Source organism: Nostoc sp., assembly GCF_036916575.1.
Taxonomy (GTDB): Bacteria; Cyanobacteriota; Cyanobacteriia; order Cyanobacteriales; family Nostocaceae; genus Nostoc.
The window spans coordinates 1-21198 of record NZ_JBALGC010000150.1; the positions used below are offsets into that span (position 1 = coordinate 1).

19 protein-coding genes, 1 tRNA gene and 2 pseudogenes are annotated in these 21198 nt (G+C 43.3%); 7 read left to right on the plus strand and 15 right to left on the minus strand.

What is annotated here, in order from left to right; genetic code table 11:
• Positions 1-380 precede the first annotated feature (380 nt).
• On the plus strand, positions 381-791 hold the full coding sequence (locus V7L29_RS33870; protein WP_334738235.1) for a hypothetical protein: 411 nt from the start codon (positions 381-383) through the stop codon (positions 789-791).
• A 290-nt stretch (positions 792-1081) separates the two neighbouring features.
• Here the strand turns inward: V7L29_RS33870 and V7L29_RS33875 are convergent.
• From V7L29_RS33875 to ispE, 6 genes are all read right to left on the minus strand, one after another.
• Positions 1082-1153, minus strand: a tRNA-Gly gene (locus tag V7L29_RS33875).
• Between the two features lie 171 nt (positions 1154-1324).
• Positions 1325-1930 (minus strand): sporulation/spore germination protein, encoded by a 606-nt coding sequence (locus tag V7L29_RS33880; protein WP_334738236.1) that lies wholly within the window; start codon positions 1928-1930, stop codon positions 1325-1327.
• A gap of 396 nt (positions 1931-2326) precedes the next feature.
• Complete coding sequence (locus V7L29_RS33885; protein ID WP_442944313.1) at positions 2327-2506, minus strand: hypothetical protein; 180 nt, start codon at positions 2504-2506, stop codon at positions 2327-2329.
• Entirely contained in the window at positions 2500-2646 is a 147-nt protein-coding gene (locus V7L29_RS35740) for a hypothetical protein (protein WP_442944314.1), read from the minus strand. The genes V7L29_RS33885 and V7L29_RS35740 overlap by 7 nt, the downstream gene beginning before the upstream one ends.
• Positions 2647-2760: 114 nt before the next feature.
• Complete coding sequence (locus V7L29_RS33890; RefSeq protein WP_334738237.1) at positions 2761-3090, minus strand: DUF3082 domain-containing protein; 330 nt, start codon at positions 3088-3090, stop codon at positions 2761-2763.
• An 85-nt stretch (positions 3091-3175) separates the two neighbouring features.
• On the minus strand, positions 3176-4129 hold the full coding sequence (gene ispE, locus V7L29_RS33895; RefSeq protein WP_334738238.1) for a 4-(cytidine 5'-diphospho)-2-C-methyl-D-erythritol kinase: 954 nt from the start codon (positions 4127-4129) through the stop codon (positions 3176-3178).
• A gap of 457 nt (positions 4130-4586) precedes the next feature.
• Here ispE and V7L29_RS33900 point away from each other — a divergent pair, with 457 nt between their 5' ends.
• Entirely contained in the window at positions 4587-4727 is a 141-nt protein-coding gene (locus tag V7L29_RS33900; protein ID WP_334738239.1) for a hypothetical protein, read from the plus strand.
• Positions 4728-4905: 178 nt separating this feature from the next.
• On the opposite strand, the gene rsmA is transcribed toward V7L29_RS33900, so the two are convergent.
• The 4 genes from rsmA to V7L29_RS33920 all read right to left on the minus strand — a co-directional run bounded on the left by rsmA (position 4906) and on the right by V7L29_RS33920 (position 7947).
• Complete coding sequence (gene rsmA, locus V7L29_RS33905; protein WP_334688191.1) at positions 4906-5730, minus strand: 16S rRNA (adenine(1518)-N(6)/adenine(1519)-N(6))-dimethyltransferase RsmA; 825 nt, start codon at positions 5728-5730, stop codon at positions 4906-4908.
• A gap of 170 nt (positions 5731-5900) precedes the next feature.
• Positions 5901-6137 (minus strand): hypothetical protein, encoded by a 237-nt coding sequence (locus V7L29_RS33910; protein ID WP_334688190.1) that lies wholly within the window; start codon positions 6135-6137, stop codon positions 5901-5903.
• Positions 6138-6159: 22 nt separating this feature from the next.
• The gene (locus V7L29_RS33915; RefSeq protein ID WP_334688189.1) at positions 6160-6957 is read right to left on the minus strand and encodes a peptidylprolyl isomerase; all 798 of its coding nucleotides are present in this window, start codon (positions 6955-6957) and stop codon (positions 6160-6162) included.
• A 615-nt stretch (positions 6958-7572) separates the two neighbouring features.
• Positions 7573-7947 carry a c-type cytochrome gene (locus tag V7L29_RS33920; protein ID WP_229454306.1) on the minus strand — a complete coding sequence of 125 codons (375 nt, stop codon included), beginning with the start codon at positions 7945-7947 and terminating at the stop codon, positions 7573-7575.
• Positions 7948-8156: 209 nt separating this feature from the next.
• On the opposite strand from V7L29_RS33920, the gene petG reads away from it, so the two are divergent.
• Entirely contained in the window at positions 8157-8270 is a 114-nt protein-coding gene (petG, locus tag V7L29_RS33925) for a cytochrome b6-f complex subunit V (RefSeq protein WP_300414119.1), read from the plus strand.
• A 104-nt stretch (positions 8271-8374) separates the two neighbouring features.
• Here the strand turns inward: petG and rsmD are convergent, their stop codons facing one another.
• Entirely contained in the window at positions 8375-8920 is a 546-nt protein-coding gene (gene rsmD, locus V7L29_RS33930; protein ID WP_334688188.1) for a 16S rRNA (guanine(966)-N(2))-methyltransferase RsmD, read from the minus strand.
• 92 nt (positions 8921-9012) lie between these two features.
• A complete protein-coding gene (gene hisH, locus V7L29_RS33935) occupies positions 9013-9648 on the minus strand; it encodes an imidazole glycerol phosphate synthase subunit HisH (RefSeq protein WP_334688187.1) in 636 nt (211 codons plus the stop codon).
• Between the two features lie 58 nt (positions 9649-9706).
• Between hisH and V7L29_RS33940 the strand changes: the two are divergent.
• From V7L29_RS33940 to V7L29_RS33955, 4 genes and pseudogenes are all read left to right on the plus strand, one after another.
• A pseudogene (locus tag V7L29_RS33940) lies at positions 9707-10247 on the plus strand (peptidase C15).
• A gap of 31 nt (positions 10248-10278) precedes the next feature.
• Positions 10279-11673, plus strand: a pseudogene (locus V7L29_RS33945) (DUF3370 domain-containing protein).
• A gap of 435 nt (positions 11674-12108) precedes the next feature.
• Positions 12109-12543 carry a response regulator gene (locus V7L29_RS33950; RefSeq protein WP_334688186.1) on the plus strand — a complete coding sequence of 145 codons (435 nt, stop codon included), beginning with the start codon at positions 12109-12111 and terminating at the stop codon, positions 12541-12543.
• Positions 12544-12645: 102 nt separating this feature from the next.
• Entirely contained in the window at positions 12646-13083 is a 438-nt protein-coding gene (locus V7L29_RS33955) for a response regulator (RefSeq protein ID WP_334688185.1), read from the plus strand.
• Between the two features lie 156 nt (positions 13084-13239).
• On the opposite strand, the gene V7L29_RS33960 is transcribed toward V7L29_RS33955, so the two are convergent.
• From V7L29_RS33960 to V7L29_RS33970, 3 genes are all read right to left on the minus strand, one after another.
• Complete coding sequence (locus tag V7L29_RS33960; RefSeq protein WP_334738240.1) at positions 13240-14565, minus strand: hypothetical protein; 1326 nt, start codon at positions 14563-14565, stop codon at positions 13240-13242.
• Between the two features lie 571 nt (positions 14566-15136).
• Positions 15137-19204 (minus strand): DNA-directed RNA polymerase subunit beta'', encoded by a 4068-nt coding sequence (locus tag V7L29_RS33965; protein WP_334692256.1) that lies wholly within the window; start codon positions 19202-19204, stop codon positions 15137-15139.
• 87 nt (positions 19205-19291) lie between these two features.
• On the minus strand, positions 19292-21169 hold the full coding sequence (locus tag V7L29_RS33970) for a DNA-directed RNA polymerase subunit gamma (RefSeq protein WP_334738241.1): 1878 nt from the start codon (positions 21167-21169) through the stop codon (positions 19292-19294).
• Positions 21170-21198: the final 29 nt, after the last annotated feature.

Sequence of the window (21198 nt, forward strand, 5' to 3'; positions counted from 1 at the left end):
GGAGCTAGTAATTTGCTTAAGCCGGATGTGCTGAAAGGTACAAGTCCGGTTTTGAGGGGAGGGGGCAATGGTGACATCGCCTCTTTACCCGACTACTTTTAAAACAAAAAGAATTACTTTCTATAGTACATCAAGAAGTTGCTCAAAAATTACAAGATATAAAGCTGCAATTACATACTGATGAAAGTAAAACCAAATATGTTGATATAGCTAAAGATTTTCTAGAGTTTGTTGGTTTTCAATTCACTCTTGAGCATATCAAAGTTAAACCAGGAAACATTTTAAGATTTCAGCAAAGAATTATAGAAAAGATTAATAAAGAGCAGTCTTATAAAACTGGTGAAAATTTCGAGCGTAGATTTCGCTTTTTTATCAAATATGTGATTAATAGAAAAGTAACTGGACGTGGTGAGAAAATATGTGATATATGCGGTGGTGTGCTAGGAAAAAGAGTAAAAAGTTGGATGGGCTTTTTTATGGCTATTACAGACATCCAACAAATACGCCAATTGGATAAATGGATTCGGAAAGAAGTCAGCAAACACTTTTATAAAAATTACAAACTTCGTCTGAAAAAATCAGACTTTAAAAATGCAGGATTAATTACTCTTGAGCAAGAGTATTACAGACTTCGTAAACGAAAAGCCTGTTTATGTGAAAAATTTAATTGTTCTTCAAGTCCAATAAATGACAGTAACGCCATACAGTATACAGAGGTAAGGCAAACTCTATGTTGTAATTTTATTTGGAACTTTCTTGAGAGAACATTCAAGAAGTTATTTGCTCTTTGACGTTTAGCCAGTTTTGCTCATACAAACGCTGCCAAGCTTTGCGAATATGTTCAGGCTTAAATAGCTTACGTTTGCGTACACCGAATGGGTTGCCCCAGGCGAGCGCCTGCTCAGTATCTTGTGCTAGTTAGGGATAACGGCTCAAAAATAATTACCTGCACATCTGGTAGTTGGGCGAAGACTAATTCTATTAGTGGTTTAACATCAGCCCAAATGATGACATCAATTTGTTAAAAGTCACATTAACCTGTCAACAGTGACAAATAATTAATTAATGTACATGATTTGAAAGCGGGCGATGGGACTCGAACCCACGACGTTCACCATGGGAAGATGACATTCTACCACTGAATTACACCCGCGAATTGCTGCCATAAACTTAGAGCTAAAATCAATTATACCACTATTTACACCTGTTTTCAATTGGCTAGAACATACACTGTTTTGGCAACTGCTGATGCATAAGTCCTGTGGCTGTTGAGATTAGGAAAACTTTTTAGCTAGCTGATAACGGCAGTTACTACCATATTTAACTAAAGAACAATGTCCTCACCTCGCTCGGTGAAGCGAACCTCTTTAATATTCCATTGGGCATTATTCGTTAAGGTTTTGCGGAGACTGCCAAATAGAGCAAACTGTTCACAACTAGAAAGAGAAGCTATTTGCCGCTTTGAATCAGGAGATATTCGCAAATCAACTGTAGCAATGCCATTTTTGACGTTGACACGATACCCAGACAAGCTCAAATCGCTTGTATCTCGTTTCTCTATGATTTTACCCACTACATTTTTCACTGGTTCCTCGGCTGGTACTGAAACTTTTTCGGGAATTAGTTCTTGGCATTGAGTATCACTTGTGTATAGTGTGACTTTGGTAGTTTTGCTAGTGGCAGCTTTAGAAGTTGATGAGGAAGGCGTATTTTCCTTAGGAAATTCTTGATTGGGAGATTTTTCTCTTAACTGAGCTACGCTAGGAATTCGGCTGAAAGTCTGAGACAATGCGCTATTCGTCGGTGTTGTGGTAGGGGATAGTGTTTCGCTGTCAAGATTATGAGCGGTGGGGTTAGAACTACAACTGCTGAGGCTGACAACCATTGTCATAAAAATAAAGGGTAAAAAATATCTTTTGGTTGTATTCATAAATTTTGCTCATAAGTAATGCTGCTGCTATAAACTTCAGTGACACTGGTATCAATTCCGCATAAATTGGTGAATTTTCGCCAGTCTATAAAGTGTCAACCCGAAATCTGTTAAATTCAAGAATTATACTACACACCGAAATTACAACATCTGTTGTATATAGCAATCCTAAATGAGTCGTGAAAAATATAGATAAGGAAACGAACCGCCTTCTCTACGAGAGGCTTCTCTTTCAGAGACGCTAACGCGAACGCCAACGCGCAGCGTCTCGTAGAGAAGAACGCATAGACACGTTCGCGGAGCGTCTCCAAGAGTTGTGGCTTCCCGTTCGCGTAGCGTCTTTAAAGGAGAAGGGTAGGACACAAAGGGAAGAAAGAAGAAAGAGATATATAATTTTCACAAATGATTTAGGATTGCTATATACAAGCCAGACTCACTGACAACGATAATACCCAAGCTTTGCAGTTGCGATCGCCTAGCCGTCAGTAATTGCCCAGTTGTGCCAATATTGACGCTAAAATCTTCTAGACTTTGGTTGTTAATTCTAATTAAGTCCACATCATCAAGCTTTAGCACCCGACAAGTTCTGCTAAGGTATAGACTTCTACCAAAGCATTCATTCCCAAATCTAGTACAACACGGCAAAAATAAACATACCCTTCGGGTTCACCAGTCGCCTGCGGCAGGGTTTCCCTCCCGCAGCGCTGGTTCACCATTTCAAATGGCGCAAAAGCTCAGAATACAATTATGCGTGACTTTTGAACGCCAGTTGCTTCAAGTCGGGGAACCCGCCCAACGCACTGGCTCCTTTTGATTTCCGCCTTGCGGTACTAGTTTTCACTACTTTTTTGCTTGCTCAACTCCTGCACTAATAATTGCACTCCCAAAGCCAATAAACCAATTGCTACTATACCAAATACCCCGCTTCCTAAAGCAACTACACCAACAACCAGAGTACGAACAGCAGAAGAAATCTTCACCACCAATGGATTAATTGAATGGATAGGTTTAGTAGCGAAATTTGTGGCGATCGCAATCATCAGCGAATACAGTGCAAATCCCATTCCCCCGGAAATCACCGCCCCAATTAAACAGCGTAACGGACTCGCACTCACCTGTATTTTAGTATCTGTTTGTGGTGTTAAATTTTGGTCACTCATACCATTTTAGATTTTAGATTTTGGATTGGGCCATTAGGAATAGTTCTTGTCTATTCCCTATGCTTCATTAACGAAAAAGAATTATTTAAACAGACGATGCCACTTTAATGCCATGTGTGATTGTCCGAGTTACCAACAATTCTAAGTCTTCATCAAGAATTGCTTCTCTCACTTGCAGTTTAACTTGTTCTGCCTGCTGTTGAGACTCAAAAAGAGCAAATACTGTTGGTCCAGAACCAGACATCATTGTTCCTAAAACGCCTTGCTTATTTGCGAACACTTCTCGCAGTTGCAAGACTTGGGGATAGGCTGGCAATACCACGCGCTCTAAATCATTGTGCAGTTTTTGGGCAATTTCTCCCCCATTTTTATCCAGGACAGCTTTTACTATTGCTCCTGAATGAACTGCATTAGCACGCGCTGCCAAATTGTGGCTATCTCTAATATCAGAATTACTAAACTGTTGTCGATAAGTTTTGTATGCCCAAGCCGTAGAAACTTCTAAACTGCGGTATTTCCCCAATAATACATATATATTATTTAAACTAGGTAGGGGAGAAAGTTGCTCACCTCTACCTGTGGCGATCGCAGTTCCACCCGCTACACAAAACGGTACATCTGAACCAAGTGTACCTCCTAACTCCTCTAATTCTGACTGAGTTAATCCCAATTTCCACAGTAAATCTATCCCCACCAACACAGCTGCTGCATTCGTCGAACCCCCAGCCAACCCAGCAGCTACAGGAATCTGCTTGTTGACGGTAATCTCCACACCCCCATATTTAGCAAAGGCTTCGGGAAATTGCCTCGTCATTAATTCTGCTGCCCGATATGCCAGATTACTTTTATCTGTCGGTACTTGTGGGTGGTTGCAGTGAACACGGATGCTGTCAGTACTAATCAAACGCAGATCAATTTTATCTGCAAGTCCGATACTTTGAAGTATCATGGCTAACTCGTGATAGCCATCCGGGCGATTGCCAATGATTTCCAGATACAAGTTGATTTTGGCAGGGGCAATTAGGCTGTAGGAATGCATTTTGAAAGTTAGGAGTTAAGAGTTAGGAGCAAAGCCGGAGACGGAGCGTCTCCGGTTATGAGTCAGGAGTTGAGAGTTGGGAGCAAAGCCGGAGACGCTCCGCCTTTGGTTAGGAGTTGGGAGTTGGGAGTTTTGAATCTAAGCAAGCATCTAGTACCGCAAAGCGGAAGTCAAAAGGAGCCAGTGCGTTGGGCGGGTTCCCCGACTTGAAGCAACTGGCGTTCAAAAGTCACTCATTCAAAAGTATTATGGAATAGTTTTGAATCTAAGCAAGCATCTAGTACTGCAAAGCGGAAGTCAAAAGGAGCCAGTGCGTTGGGCGGGTTCCCCGACTTGAAGCAACTGGCGTTCAAAAGTTACTCATTCAAAAATATTATGGAATAAGCTCTTTAGGGATTTTAAATAGTTGCTCGTCTTGCAAAGTGACGCTCCTGCGTCGCTAACGCTGCGCTAACTGATGCCGAACGCGAGTGCGTCTCGTAGAGAAGGGGGGCTACGCCAACGGCGGGAACCGTCGCTCAACGCCAGTTCCTTTAAGTGGGGGAACCCCACCAACGGACTGGCTAGACTTTGCGCTATTTACGCCGCCTTGTACTAGTACAGAACCACCCATTCCAAATCAATGAAAAACTTGCGATATATTAATTGCGAATTACACATAGCGGTACTAGCCGTTTACTCTTAAGTTCTCACTTCTAACCGTCGGCGGAGCGTCTTTGGCTTTGCTCCTAACTCCTCACCGTCGGCGAAGCGTCTTTGGCTTTGTTCCTAACTCCTCACTCCTCACTTTTAACTCCTAACTCATTTGCTAGGATTACCCATTGCTGAACACTGAGGTCTTCGGCTCTGGCTTGGGGATTTATTTCTAATTGTTCCAGTAAGTGGGTCAGGCGATCGCGTTCCATAACAGATTGCAAATTATTTCGTAACATTTTGCGCTTGGCACCAAACCCCAACTTTAAGAAATTCTCTAACCGTCTTGGGTCAAGTGCTGGTATTTCTATTTTTCGGGGACGCAATCGCACTACTGCTGAATCAACTTTTGGCGGTGGATGGAATGCGGCCGCTGGAACGGTGCAAATTAACTCACACTCAGCCAAATACTGTACCCGTACACTCAAGGCTCCAAAAGCTTTTGACCCTGGTTTAGCATACAACCTTTCTGCTACTTCTTTTTGTACTAGTAACACTATTGAGTCAAATGGTTCCGGGTTAGGGTTGGCGATTGTACCCAGTAGTTTCTCGATAATTGGCCCTGTAATGTTGTAAGGAATATTGGCTACTACTTTATTTGGCTTTTGGAAATTAGGAAAGGCTACTAAATGAGATGGTAAATCCAAAGTGAGAAAATCGCCTTGCAGCAATAAGAAATTTTCAGTCTTACCCAGTTGCTTTGCTAATAGTTCGCATAAGTCGCGGTCTATTTCAACTGCAACCAAAGATTGCACTAGGGGTAGTAAACGACGAGTCAGAATGCCGGTTCCGGGCCCAATTTCCAGGATGCGTTCGCGTTCTGTACACTCTGCTGCTTGAATAATTGCGTCAAGCGCCTTTTCACTTTTGAGCCAATGTTGAGCAAAGACCTTGCGCGGTCGGATCATCTGTATTTCTTGCCTAGTCTAGTTTTTAGCTTTTGAAAGAAAATTCATTTGGTAGAATCAATGGGCGGTATTAGCACCTGCACCTCTCTATTGACTGTTCCAAAACATATCATCATGTAGCCAATCCCCCCTACACTCTTCAATCCTACTGGGTGTTATATGACCCTTACTTAAAGAGCAATTGGCAAACAAGGTATTTGATAACCTAGATGCTTTAAAGACGGGTGCGGTAATTGGCTCGTACAAAGCCTAAAAACTGCTGTTCTCCTGGGTAAGGGAAACAAATCCATCGCTACCAACTTTGTCAACGTTTTAAGGACATGTCTAATATGAACAACATTAAAAGCGATCGCTCGTCCAGCTTGGAAAACTAATAGAGCGATCGCTACCTTCGGTTTTGAAGGCAAGCATAGGAGGTGACTCTCATGCTTAGGTTAAAGGTTTATCGTCCTCTCCCTGTCGTCCTGTGCCCTCCTCCTGTTGTGGTGCAGACATGATTTGCTTTTGCTGTTCTTTTAGCCAGGTTTCAAAGAGTTCATTCAACAGGCGCACTTTCATAAATTCATCCAGTTGTGCTGGGATAAATTTTTCCAGCCGCAAAATCACGAACCAGTCAGCGATGCGGGTAGGGGGCAATATCTGACCTGGTTGACTGCTAGAGAGCATTTGCACCATTATCGGATGTAGTGCATTCAGTTCAATCGGACCTACTAAACCGCCAGTTTGGGCTTCTGGTCCGAGTGAGTATTCTCGCGCCAAGTCAGCAAAAGAGTTTTCTTTTGCCTGAATCCGGAAGTAAAATTCTTGGGCAATTCCTATATCCTGGGTTCGCAGCAGGGAATAAATTACTTTGTCTAGTTTTGTCTTGGACTGAAAAAAGTAGGATTCCAGTTTATTACCCCAAGTGGCTTGCTTGAATTTTTCAATTTTCAGCTTCCGAGTGGCAATAACTTCTAGTTGTTCGGGAGTCAGCCCTTGATGTGCCATCCAAGCCTGGATGTCTTGTTCATTTTTGAACTGTTTTTCAGCAAAAAACTGCTGTTTAGCTTGGGCTACTTCCTCAGGTGTACACTCTATTACTATTTTCGCGGAGCGTGAGTTTTGCTCTATCGCCTCATCGATGACCAATTCGCGCTGCAACTGTGGCAGCATTTGGTAACTTGCCAGCAAGGAAATCAGTTCACTAGCTGTGATTGTACGATTACCGATTTGGATCGCTTCAGTCATTAGCTTTCAGGTATCTCAAGAATATCTAGTTTGTTAAAGAAGCTATACCGTAGCCGATTCACTGGGAGCTTTTGTCCTAATCTCACTGAGTTAGGTACGCTAACCTCAGTTTCCCAATAATTAAATAGTGCCTTGCTAACATACTTTAAAATATACAGTTTATATGAGTTTTTGTTAAAGATTCTACGTAAATACGACCAAATGTGAAGATAAGGACAAATGACTAATCACACTTCTCGCCACTGCAACGCCAGAAGACGAAGTTATCAGACTGAGCTAAGGTAGGGTGCTTTAAGCTAACCATCTCCTAACAAAAATGTTTTTAGTTAAGCAGAAATACTCACTCTAATTCTAGCTTTGTTTTATAGCGGTTCTCAATTGCATGAAATACAGACCACTCGTAAGGGCACAGCAATGCTGTGCCCCTACCATGTGTTGTATCCAAACGAGTCTGCGCCCCACATATGGACTGCTGGTAACAAGCCGTACTTGCCTTGCAAATCTACAAATTCTTGCCGTCTATTAAAAGTTATCAGAGATGGAAAAAGGCAGCACATCCAATGCTGCCTTTTTCCATGAGGGAGCTATCTATCTCGCTACCAAAAATTCTAACGTCTACAACGATTCTAAATAGTTCAAAAGATCCGCCATTTCTTGAGCACTAGGTTGGAATTTTGGCATTGGCGGTGTTTCGCCACTGATCACTTGGTGAATCAGCCCATACCGAGACTTATGCTTTGAAACAGCTTGCAAACTGGGCCCCACTCGCCCGTCTGCTTCCAAGCCATGACAACCAGCACAGTTAATTTGAAAGATCGCATGTCCTTGAACTGGGTTTCCTGTTAAGGATAAAACACTCTTGACGTATGGATCGGAGGCTTGAACCAACTGAACACCCAAAAAGCCCAAAGGGACTGCTAACAGTATAGCCAGCGTCAATAAAACGATCCGCTGAATCAAAATTTCAGGTTTGGTAATCTGGTTATCCAAAAGGTTTGCTGTGAAAGTCTAGGTGTGCTAAAAAGTTTTCATTTCCTACACATAGCTTAAAAGTTCTTGATTGTGTCTGCAAGCACAGAAGATTATTTTCTTGTGGGCAGCCGCCCTTTAAAAAGGCTGTAGGGCGCAAGATTCATACCAAATTTGGTAAAATCAAAAACAGGCAACGAATTTTAATAATTACAAAGAGGAGATTTACAGTGGTTGAACCCCTGCTATCAGGTATTGTCCTTGGTCTAGTTTTCGTCACCCTCGCCGGACTGTTTTACGCTGCCTATAAGCAATATAAGCGCTTCAATGAGTTGGGGGGGTGAGCGAGTGTCCAGTGCCCAGTGTTGAGTTAGGAGCAAAGCCGGAGACTCCGAAGCTCCGGTCAGGAGTTAGGAGTTATATTCTTCCTTATCTCCCCCTGCTCCTCTCATTCCACAATTGTGTAAAAAGTAAGTGATGTGTTACTGTAAACTTTCTGGCGGCAAATTTCCCAAGTGGTAATCTCTGGTGGTGTCCAACCTTGTGAGGTATGTTCAACTGCGATTTCGCCGCTAGGATCTAAAAGTTGATAGTGAGCGATCGCTTCTAAAACTGGCTCATATAATTTACTGGCATAAGGTGGATCAAAATAGATTCTGTCAAATTGCTTGCCTGATAAAATCTTTAACTGCTGGCTAATATCTCCCCGCAATACCCAGAATTCTTGCTCGGTATTAGCTACCTGCTGCCAATTTTGTTGGATGGTGGCACAAGCTTGGCTTGATTGTTCAATTCCCACTACTAGGCTGGCTCCTCTACACAAAGCCTCTGCGCCCATTGAACCAGTACCGGCGCACAAATCTAGCCAGCGACAACCTGCAATTTCTCCCTGCCAAATATTAAAGACTGCCTCTCTTACCCGCGCGCTGGTGGGTCTAGTTTCTTTTCCTGGTAAAGTTTTTAGCTGGCGATTACCGTAAATTCTCAGACTCATTGGTTATTAGTCATTGATCATTAATCATTAGTGATTAGTCATTTGTGATTAGTTTTAGACAAAAGACAAAGAACAAATGACAAATAATAGTATTAGGCAGGAATTTTTTCGCGGACTTGAGCAACAAAATTAGACAAGATTTGCAATCCGATATTAGAGGATTTTTCGGGGTGAAATTGGACTGCCATCAGGTTTTCATGGGCGATCGCAGCTGTTACGGTTTGAGTACCGTGGGTAATAGTTGCTGCACGGATTAGCGGGTCTATTGGATCAACATAGTAGGAATGGACAAAATACACCCAAGGAGCAGATGGTAAATGCTCCCATAAAATACTTTTTGGCTGAGTCACTTCTAGTTGATTCCAACCCATGTGAGGAATAGTGATGTCAGGTTCAAGACGAAACCGCCGCACTTTTCCTTTGATAATTCCTAGTCCTGGTTGGGTACCTTCTGCACTTGATTCAAAGAGAATTTGCAATCCTAAACAAATTCCCAAAAAAGGTTTACCAGATGCGATCGCTTCTTTAATTGGTTGTTCCAAACCACGCGATCGCAGGTGTTGCACTGCTGGATCAAATGCTCCCACTCCCGGCAGGACTATTGCATCTGCCTGCTCTAATTCCTTTGGAGAATAAGTAACATTAGGAGTTGCTCCAGCTTTTTCCAAGCCTTTGCAGACTGAGTGCAAATTTCCCATCTCATAGTCTACGACCGCAATAACTGGCATTTACCTGCTCCTTGTAAATTTATTATGGAGGGTTTTTCTATTCTAAATAATATTTGTTATGAAGAAAAGAATTCTATTAACTTATTTTGATATTTGGCTAAAGGAGCAACAGTCAAATTCTTCTGATGATTTATTACTAGAAGTTATAAAACTTGAGTTGCTCCCTCATGACTTAACTTTTTTGCACCGATTACCCGTTGATGTGCAACTTGCTAGTGATCAGGTAATTGAAAAAATCAATCCAATCCAACCTGATTACATCATCTGTTGTGGCATGGCTGCAAGCCGTACACAATTAAGTGTGGAAGTAGGTCCTAGCCGTGGAGAAAGTTTTTTACGGATAGAAGTTGATTTAGAGCAATTAGTGGTGGGAGCAATGGCAATTGAGATTAACCACGACTGCGGTAAATTTGCCTGTGTTCGCATAGGTAGCGGATGCACCAGAAGGTCTTTACTATTCAGTGCTGGATTACCTGCACTACAGCCGACTCACGGCGCTTTGTATCTTTGTTCACGTTTTTAATCAAGAAAACTTGATTGGGATACTTGCAGATTTCGTATTAATTATTAACAAACTGGCATTTTCATCAAGTTGTTAATGTCTGTATGGTGAAAGAAATATCTAAGTATATGTTGCCATTGTTACTAATTTTCCCAATAGCCCAATCAACTTCTGCTACGCCACCACCTGAAGAAGTCGTGCAACCACAAGAAGTGCGTCCTTTACCAGGTCAGTTGGATACAGTACCAACGTTTAACAGCAATAGTCCAGAGTTGGTATTGAAAGAAAGGATTTTACTTTCCACTTTTCCACCAGATGGTAAAAAAGTGCCAACGGCGCATCTAAATTTTCCCTTTCGGGGGCGATTTGATATTTTTGCTCATCACATTACTAAAGCGGAACCACCAGAAAATTTACGTTCTCTTTATTTGGGAATAATTCTGCATAATCCTGGTTCTCAAACAGTGAAGGTAAATATTTTGCAGGCGGCGAGTTATTTGAGTCAACCAGATGCATCATTTATTCAGTTACCATCTTTTATTCAAAATCTTTTAGGTACGGTTTTTGCTGGGCCAGGCGATCGCGTCATGTCTGATGTGCTTAGAGGAAAACGACAAGAGATTTTCCTTGCCCAAATTCAGATTCCACCAGGGCAAAGTCGGATGTTATTAAATTTACCAATTCCTGTGCAGGGATTGACACCACCCCTTAATAGGTCGGTCTACATTGATGCGACTGTGGAGTAATGGGACTGTTTATGCAGCTAGCCTTGCGATGTTTGCGCGGGTAAATCCCGATGGCAGCGAGCGCTCGCCTACCTTAGAAGAGTGGCAAAATTTATTAGATAATGGTGATTTGGCAAGACCACGGGATAAGACTCCCACTCCCCTTGAGGAAACTGGTAAGCCTATAGTTTATGGTCGTGTCGCCGGAGTAGCTGGTGGTTCCCAATGGAGAGCCTTATTAGTAGATAATCCTAAAGCTGGATATCTAACTATTCCCCAGCCTGGTCAAATGTTTTCCTATGCTCTGAGTACCATCATGCAGGGTACGTTAGGAACTGGTCAAATTCAAAGTGCTACCATGCTGGTGCGTTATCCTGACACCGCATATCGCGCTCATGGCAACTACGGAGTTCAATATAGTCTCAAGTTGCCGCTATACAATAATACTCAAAGTCCTCAAACTGTTATTGTATCGATGCAAACGCCACTCAAGAGGATCAGTTGGGAAAACCGGGGTTACGCTTTTTGAGTACCCCAGCTCCTCAAGTATTCTTCCGAGGAACGGTGCGGGTACGTTACAAAGATTACCAAGGTCAGCCGCAAACTCAGTTTGTGCATTTAGTGCAAAAAAGAGGTCAACCAGGGGAGGCGTTAGTTCTATTAAATATGAAGGCAGGCGTTCCCGCTTCCGGTTGCCGTAGGCATCGCTCTTTAGTAGAAGTAGACTTTCTCTATCCCCCAGATGCTACACCACCGCAAGTATTAACAGTCTCAACCCAAGCTGAATCTCGGCAATGAGTCATGGGTAATGGGTAAGAGCTTTTCTCTAATTACCTGTTACCAAAAAATATTAGTCAACTTTGTGAATACTACAAAAACACTATCGCCAAAACCTAAAAATATTAGAAAAAATATTAAGAAATTTAAATTTATAAAATTTATTTTAAGTTTTGTGTTATTCGATAATAACGATAAATCAGGTCAGCTAAATACTTATAATCACGACTGTAAAGCCCTTGACTTTAACTATTACCGAAGACAGCACTTTGCTTGTAGAAACCATACGTATATTCCTCTGGATTCCTACGCCGTCTGTTCGAGCAGCTAAACTCTGAGAATTGCGTTGCACAATGTTAAGTAAAATTATGGAAATCTTATTTTTCTATGAAAAATGCACTAATTATTAAATTCTCGTTAGATACTGTGATATTCACTTAGAGTGAGGCTCCTGGTATGCCCATTCCTAACACTTCTACAATGGACGGATTGCGAGTACTAGTGGTCGATGATGACCTCGATTCCTGTGCCTGGATGACTTGTTTGCTTGAATTTTATGGGATTGAAGTTCATTCAACTTTCACGGTACATCAAGCCTTAGCAACGTTTGTCGAACTTCGTCCAGATTTAGTACTTAGTGATATTGCCATGCCCGGTGAAGATGGTTATTCGCTGCTACGTCAGCTCCGGCAAATCGAAGATAGGCTAGATAAATTCACTCCCGTTATCGCAGTTACAGCACTCGGAGAGTTAGAAGCTGGATTTCCGGAGTCGGAAGTAAGGTTTGACCAATGGTTATTAAAGCCTGTGGACATAGATGAGTTGCTCGAGGCGATCACTTACCTAACAGGACGGTCAATGTTGATCGGTGATTTAGCTTCTTCATATTGATAAAACTTTTCACCCTAAGTTTGTGTATTTAGGGTGAATACTTATTCCGCTCCATGCGTTCCAATAGAAATAGCAGAGTATAGCAGGGAATAAAGGGACGGCATGACAACGGATCAAAAAATCAATCAAGAAACTGAGTTAAATCCCCTCCAGCACCTTATTGGAACCCTGATCTTACTGGTAGAGGATGAGCCAGATATTGCAGATTTGCTTACCTTCATTTTGGAAGCAGCAGGTGCAGAGGTGATGACTTTAACCGATGCAGAAGCAGCCCTTGCCTTGATAGAATCGCTTCATCCCGATCTTCTGCTGTGCAATGTGAAGTTGCCCGATCATGATGGAAATTGGTTAATTGAGCAAATTCGAGTGCATTCTTGCTCATCTATAAGACAGTTGCCAGCGATCGCTATCACTTCTTATACACGGGAGGTCTCAAGTCATAAGGCTTTGAATGCTGGCTTTAATCGATTTCTAGTCAAGCTTGAGAGTCCAGAGGAAATCGTCGATGAGATTGTTCACCTGCTATCTAACAATGTTTAAATCTAACTATCTGGTTTTCATCTCATTTTTGACACTGATTTTACCCAATAGGCGCTAGGAGCACACAGCTAGCTGTACGCTCCGATAAACGACTCTACTTTGGAAACCATATAACCCTAAGTAAATAGAGTGAGATGTTGCATATATCTATTAACTTTATTGAAAACCTTTTGCTGACTTTTTTTGCCCCTTACCCTTGGGCTTAGATTTGTTAACTTCTCCTAAAGCTTCTTGAAATAAGTTGTGTAAATGTATAGGGACACTAGCAATTTCTGGTAACTCTGGCTCAATAGGTTTGTTGAATTCTTGCAAAAGTGCGTCCAAGTCACTTTCAAGGTGAAATGGACGTTGTAGATATTTCTGCAACACATTTTCTAATTGAGTTGGATACTGTTGCGCTAATCGATACCAGATAAAAGCGTTAATACTTTTATCTTCGAGATAGTAGCGAATTAATTTTTCAGCCCCTTGAACACTTAGCCAATCCTCTGCTGATAAAATCGCTTGTATTTTACTATATGTTGGTAAAAACGTTTGTCCCCAACGAGGATGAGAAAGAGCCGTTACCTGTTCTGCTTTCTTGAGTTCGGCAGGTAAATCAACTTTTGGCATAACCATTTTGCTATTGCCGCTTTTGTTATTAAACATCTGAGAAACTGCATTTGAGTCAGCACCAAATTCATCTGCTGCTGCTTTGATTTCCTCATCTGTAATGCCAGCAGCTTCTGCCACTTCAGCCAATGACTTGGATGTATCAATTCCTGCTGCTGCAAAGCGTTGCTCAGTGATTAATTCTTGAAATTCAGCTATTTTTTTATTAAGCTGGTATCCAGGTAATGTGATTTCATCAGTGCCAAAAAAGTCCACAAACTGCTGATGATATTGTGCTACTGATTGCCAAGCTTCCTCTAGCAAGTCTGGAGCATCGCTGTAAAGATTACTTTTATAGTTTTCTTTGAAATTACCAATTGCTACAGCAAGTTTTGGTTTACCCAATTTACCCATCATTGTATAAGGCCCAGAAAACATCCAGTAGCTATCGGTAACAGGAGAAATGCGAGTTAGCAATATTTCTCCTACTTTCAACCGAGATATTGCCTGTAGTGTTTGAGTATTGTTTGGCTTGACAATGTAGCGTTTATCTGTCAACCAGTTTGTCAATTCAAAACCATCAGGTAAGATATTAGTGATGGCAAATAAGCCAATAAAACTATGATGCCAACTGTTGATCAGCTTGCGATCGCTCTGGTCTAAATTTGGATTACTTTCGATAAACAACTCTAATGGTGACCGATCACCGACTTTTCCTGCTGTCAGAAAGCTATCGATAATTAAGTCCTGCTGGGTACTATCCCCACTTCCACGGCGCAACTGTGCTGCTGCATAAGTTTCTAATGCTTGTGCCAGTTCACCTTCAGCATCAAGAACAAAATCAACTAAGGCTTGTTTTAATTCGTGCGATCGTTCTAATATGGCATCCACAAGTTAATCTCTCGGTGCAACAGATGTCGATTATAGCGTTTGAGAGAATTACAGTATCCAGCTATTGCTAGATTCAAAAATTCCTTCAAGGTTTACCGCAAGGTTTTTTTTAACGTATCGCCCGCAATACAAAGGGTTTGAGAGTCCAAGCTACCTTTTGAGCTAAACGCTCATCTATGGGTCATTTTGGCAAAACTGGCAAAATTTTTGTAGGCTCTTATTTTGGCAAAGGTATTGATAGTAATACCCAGCGCTTCATGCCATTGAGTTTGATCGCCTCAATGACTTTTTGGCGCAGGTCGTAGCTGTAGGGTTTGGGCATGACAGAAATAGGACACAAAAGTGGAAGGGCTTTTCTATTCTATGTCCTAACCGTGATGGCGGCTGCTATAAGTAGGTCATGTGTTTTTGGAGAGCAAAATAAAAAGGCAAAAGAAGATTTTCTTTTGCCTTTTTAGTCTGATGTCCGGCTAAGTTATCCCTCCCCTTGGCAAGGGGTGAGGTAGTTTTCTTATCGGTAATTGAGCAGACTTAAGATTACCTTTTAATAGAGACGTGAAATTTCAAATCTCTACTCGTCGTCGAAATCATCTTCCTCGTCTTCTTCGTCTTCCTCGTAATCGTCGTCGTCTGCTACTTCATCGGCGATTAATTCATCTTCGTCATCTAGAATTGACCTTTCTGCACGTCTACTACCAAAACCAGATTCTCCAAGAGTAGGAGAATCTAAATTATAGGTGCGAGCTGTGCGGTCATCTAAAACCATATCCAGGGGGTCATCAACTTCATCCAAGACACTACTGCTAATCTCAGCAGCATAATCATCGATCGCACCAGGTTCTTCATAAGTATTGTACCCAGTACCAGCCGGAATCAATCGCCCAATAATCACGTTTTCCTTTAATCCACGCAGCCAGTCGGATTTGCCTTCGATAGCTGCTTCGGTAAGTACCCGTGTTGTCTCTTGGAAGGATGCGGCAGAAATAAAGCTATCGGTGTTCAACGATGCTTTAGTGATACCCAACAATACTGGGGTATACTGTGCCCGCGCACCGCCTGTAATTGCCATAGCTTCGTTCACCTGCTCAACTTGGCGCAGTTCCACCAATTCGCCCGGAAGCATGGTGGTATCACCACCATCATCAATCCGGACTTTGTTGGTCATCTGACGAACAATTACTTCAATGTGCTTATCAGAAATATCAATCCCCTGAGATTGATACACCATTTGCACTTCATTTACCAAGAATGTCTGTACCTTCTGTAAAGCATGGCTAGCACAAGCATAAATTCCATCCTCAGAACCCAGGCTAAAGAAGATTTCCAAAATTTCGTGGGGGTTGGATGGCCCATCGGTCAACGGTTGTCCTGCTAACACAGTCGCTCCATCTGGCACAATCAAATTTTGTCCTGGTCCTAGATTATAATCTGCGACCACACCATTTGATTCTACGACCTTAATGGAGATCGCTTCATCACCATCGCCGTAAACTACCTTAACTTCACCCGCCCGGCGACATAAAATGCACGCTTCTTTCGGTTTACGAGCTTCGAGCAGTTCCTCAATCCGGGGCAAACCTTGAATGATATCTCCAGTTTTGGCGCGTTCAAACACCAGCAACACCAAGTTATCACCCCGTTGTACCAAATCGCCGTCTTCTATCTGTAACACAGCCCCAGGGCTGACTCGATAAGGACGTCCGATGCGGGTAGTGACAGCATAATTCTGAGTTTGGAGTGAGGAGTTAGGAGTTTCAGAATTAACTCCTAACTCCTCACTCTTAACTCCTAACTTTTTAACGTCCACTACTTGTCCGGATTCTTGGGCAAAAACTCCAGGAGCAACTTCTGTACCTTCTACTAGCAAGTCACCCACCTTTACCTTAGGCTGAGTACTAATATTCGTGATCAGCCTGTCAATGTCGCGCAACACCAAGCAACGACGCACATTTTCGGTTCCTTTTTGGACGCCTCGCACCTCCCCCCCTTCTTTACACAAGATTTGGGTACGTGCGACAACAGAACCTGGGGCGATGGTTAACCCATCTTGTACCTCAAGTGTAGTTTGGGTGCTACCTTGGGTGGCATCAGCGGTAATGTCTCGACGAATTACTAAGGACTCCAAAATCACCAGCTGCAAGCGCTGAACTTCTGGGTCTTCAGTATCCTGTACCAATTCAATATCTGCCGCTAGAGGCGAAGCGTTGTGGTCTTGTTCTCCTTCTTGCTCAATTTCTAGCACTAACTGAGTTCGCAGCAGTTCCACACCTTCAACAGATTTGACGCGTTCCGAATCTTTGTAAGGCAGTCGCTGCACAGCCCGCAACTGAATTGATCGCCCGGTTTGTTGACTTACTGATGTCGTTGATGGCACATCAGGATTATCCGGTACGGCAAACTCAACTACTGGACGACTCAACAGGGCGGGTCCTTCTGGTGTCTCCACATACTGGATATAACGCAATTCCGTGGCGACACTGCCTTGGAATTCTTCACCTGGTTGGATGAAGGTGTTATCTCGCCCAACGACTGATTCGGGATCGTCCACCATCAGCAGTTCCCCTGGCTTAACCACTACTTCCCGCAGGATATCGTTTTTCTGGGTGACTTCTACTACACCGCTGTTTTGGCAGAAGATATCTTTCACGACCTCGGTGCCAGCTTCTACAAATTGACCGTCTTCTACCAATAGCAAGGAGATATCTTTATTAACTTCGTGGCTTTCTTCGGGAATCCACAACAAGGTACCCCCCTGCACAACTTCATAACCGAGCTTGGCTTTACCTTTTTTCTGGACTTCTACACCCGCGAATTTTAGGAATCCACCAGTGGTTGTGCGATAGCGGTCATCAATTAACTCAGCTACTACTTGACCATTTTGCACTTTTGTGCTTGGTGTAGCTCTGAGGTTAAATACCTGGTTGTTGCCAGTGGAGACTAAGTAATTATTGCGACCTTGGGAACTTTGGACTGTCACCGTTGCCTGGTCTAAGACCACAGAAGCGGTGATAATCTCAATTTCTCTGGTACTCTTACCTGGGGTAGCTTCTGGCAAGCGCACCACACCGCCGTGCAAACTGGTTAACTTGGTTTCTGCTAAAACTCCATTAGAAGCGATCGCATCTCCATTTTTTACCACCAATTCTGCACCAGGGGGCAAGTTGTAAACTTCCCCAGACAAAATCCAAATCAAACCACCCCGTGCGGCTGTAGTTGTGGTATTACCCTGACGGTCGGTTTTTTGTTCTGGAACTACTTCGGCAAATTGTACTTCCCCTGCCAAGTCAGAGGCGACATCTTTAACTGCTTTTTCTGTATTAGTCCGAGTTGTGCGTCCACCGAGGGCAACCTCTGCCAACAACTGACCTTGTTTTACCTGATTTCCATCAAATACATATAGTGTTGAACCTTGAGTCAGATGAACTTCTTGGTTGTCCGGGGTAACATCACCTTCTTTTTTTGGCTCCAAAAGCAGGATGCCATTAGCCTCAACATACAGGGCATCTTCCCCGTGGCGGGTACGATATGTTCTGGTCTTCAGTTTGCGTGGAAGCTTAACAGTGCCATCGATTTTAGAACGCACTTGTTGCGCCACTTCCCCAGTAAACACACCACCTGTGTGGAATGTCCGCATGGTTAACTGAGTACCAGGTTCGCCGATACTTTGAGCGGCAATAATCCCCACAGCTTCGCCTAAGTCCACCATTTTTGCGTGGGCTAAACTCCAGCCGTAGCAGTGTTGACAGACAGAACGTGCAGCTTCACAAGTTAGAGGCGATCGCAGCATCACTTCAGCTACCCCAGATTTTTCGATTAGCTTCGCCAAATCCTCAGAAACTGGGGTATTGCGTGGTGCAATTACTTCTTTTGTCACTGGATGTACCACATCTTCGCCAATTACCCGTCCCATCAAGCGGGTTCCTAAAGGGATCAAGGTTTTAGGACCTTCTGTCATTGGTCGAATGGGAATTCCTCTGGTGGTGCCGCAGTCAAATTCCCGAATAATCACATCCTGGGATACATCCACCAAACGGCGGGTGAGATAACCAGAGTCAGCCGTCCGCAAGGCAGTATCCACCAATCCTTTTCTGGCACCGTAAGACGAAATAATGTATTCCGTCACAGTTAGTCCTTCACGGAAGTTGGTTTTGATGGGCAAATCGATAATCTCCCCCTGAGGATCTGCCATCAGTCCCCGCATCCCTACCAATTGCCGGACTTGGGAGATGTTACCCCGTGCCCCGGAGAATGCCATCATGTATACGGAGTTCAGAGGATTAGTCTTTTTAAAGTGAACGACTACTTCATCTTTCAAGGCTTCACTGGTACCATTCCAGGTATCGATTACCTTTTGGAAGCGTTCTACTTCAGTGATTTCTCCGCGTTGGTAGCGGGTTTCAGTGGCGCGAATTTCTTCTTCGGCTGCTTCTAGGAGCAATCGCTTAGTTGGTGGCACCATCAAGTCATCTACACTGATGGAAACCCCTGCTTTAGTAGCGTAGCGAAATCCCAAATCTTTGAGTTTGTCCGCCATCACTGCGGTTCGCGCCGTACCATAATGCGTAAAGGCCCAAGAGATTAATTTTTGCAGTTGACTTTTGTTAACTACGCGATTGCGAAAAATCATTTTTTCAGTCATTAGTCATTAGTCCTTGGTCATTAGTCATTAGTCATTAGTCATCAGTCATTTGTCATTAGCTAAGGACAAAGGACAAAGGACAAATGACTAGCTTGCAAGTGCTTCCTGAATGGCATTGTTGTAAATAACGCGACCAGGAGTTGTGTATATATACTGTGAAATTACATTGCCCTTAGCGTCTTGTCTGACTCGGCGGAACTTATAAAGTAATGTCCGGCTACCATCATCGTTTTCCGTCACTTCCAGGGGTTCTGTATCTGGCTGGTCTGATTCTATTTCACCGTCAAACCGCACGTAAATATAGGCGTGCAAGTCAATTTGCTCTTGCTGGAAAGCCATAATTACGTCATTCAGCGAAGAAAAGTACCTTCCTGCGCCTTTTGTCGCATTAGGATTTTCTGCTGTTAAGTAATACGCTCCCAATACCATATCTTGGCTGGGCGTGATGATGGGTTTACCCGTGGCTGGTGACAAAATATTGTTAGAAGCCAACATCAACAATCGCGCTTCCGCCTGACTTTCTAACGACAGTGGGACGTGTACCGCCATTTGGTCGCCGTCAAAGTCGGCGTTAAACGCTGGACACACAAGAGGATGCAGTTGAATCGCTCTACCTTCTACTAAAATCGGTTCAAAGGACTGAATACCCAAGCGATGCAACGTTGGTGCCCGATTTAGCATCACGGGGTGTCCTTCAATCACCTCTTCCAGCACATCCCAGACACTGGGATCATTGCGGGATATCAGCTTTTTTGCCGCTTTGATATTATTTACCATGCCGCTACGAATGAGGCGGTTAATCACAAATGGTTGAAATAGCTCAATCGCCATTTCTCTAGGCAAACCACACTGGTGAATTTTCAGCTTTGGCCCGACAACAATTACAGAACGTCCAGAGTAGTCAACCCGTTTACCTAACAAGTTTTGTCGGAAACGTCCTTGCTTGCCCTCAATAATGTCGGACAAAGATTTTAGGGGTCGATTATTTGCTCCGACCACAGTGCGTCCGCGACGACCATTGTCAATCAAAGCATCCACTGCTTCTTGCAGCATCCGCTTTTCGTTCCGCACAATAATTTCTGGTGCCAAAATTTCTTGCAAGCGTGCCAAACGATTGTTGCGGTTAATTACCCGCCGATACAAATCATTCAAATCGCTGGTGGCAAACCGTCCGCCATCTAGCTGCACCATTGGGCGCAAGTCGGGGGGAATCACGGGAATAACTGCCATTACCATCCACTCTGGTTTGGAACCAGTGGCGATGAAGTTGTCAATCACTCGCAGTCGCTTAATTAGCTTGGCCCGCTTTTGTCCTTTGGCGTTACCAATTTCTTCGCGTAGACTTTCAGCTTCTTGCTCTAAATTGATATTGGCAAGCAAGCGCAGCAGCGCTTCGGCACCAATACCTACCTCTACACCTTGCAGCTGAGAATCTTCGCTATAAATTTGGTCTTCTATTTCTAACCACTGATCTTCACTCAGTAGCTGTTTATAAGTTAAAGTTTCAGCATTACCTGGACTCAGGACAACATAAGAGTTGAAATAGACAATCTGCTCGACATCCCGCAAGGGCATATCCAACAGGATGGAAATATAGCTAGGAATGCCTTTGAGATACCAGACGTGAGCTACTGGTGCGGCGAGTTTAATATAGCCCATGCGGTGGCGACGCACCCGTGACTCGGTGACTTCTACCCCACAGCGCTCACAGACAATACCTCTATGACGGACTCTTTTATACTTGCCACAATGGCATTCCCAATCTTTTGCAGGACCAAAGATCCGCTCACAAAATAAGCCATCCATCTCTGGCTTGAGAGTTCGGTAGTTAATCGTCTCTGGCTTGGTAACTTCACCGACTACCTGACCATTGGGCAATGTTCTCTCGCCCCACTGACGAATGCGTTCAGGGGAAGCCAAGCCGATTTTTACGTAGTCAAACTGATTAGTTTGGGCAGGTCTCATATTTAGTCATTAGTCATTGTCATTAGTCA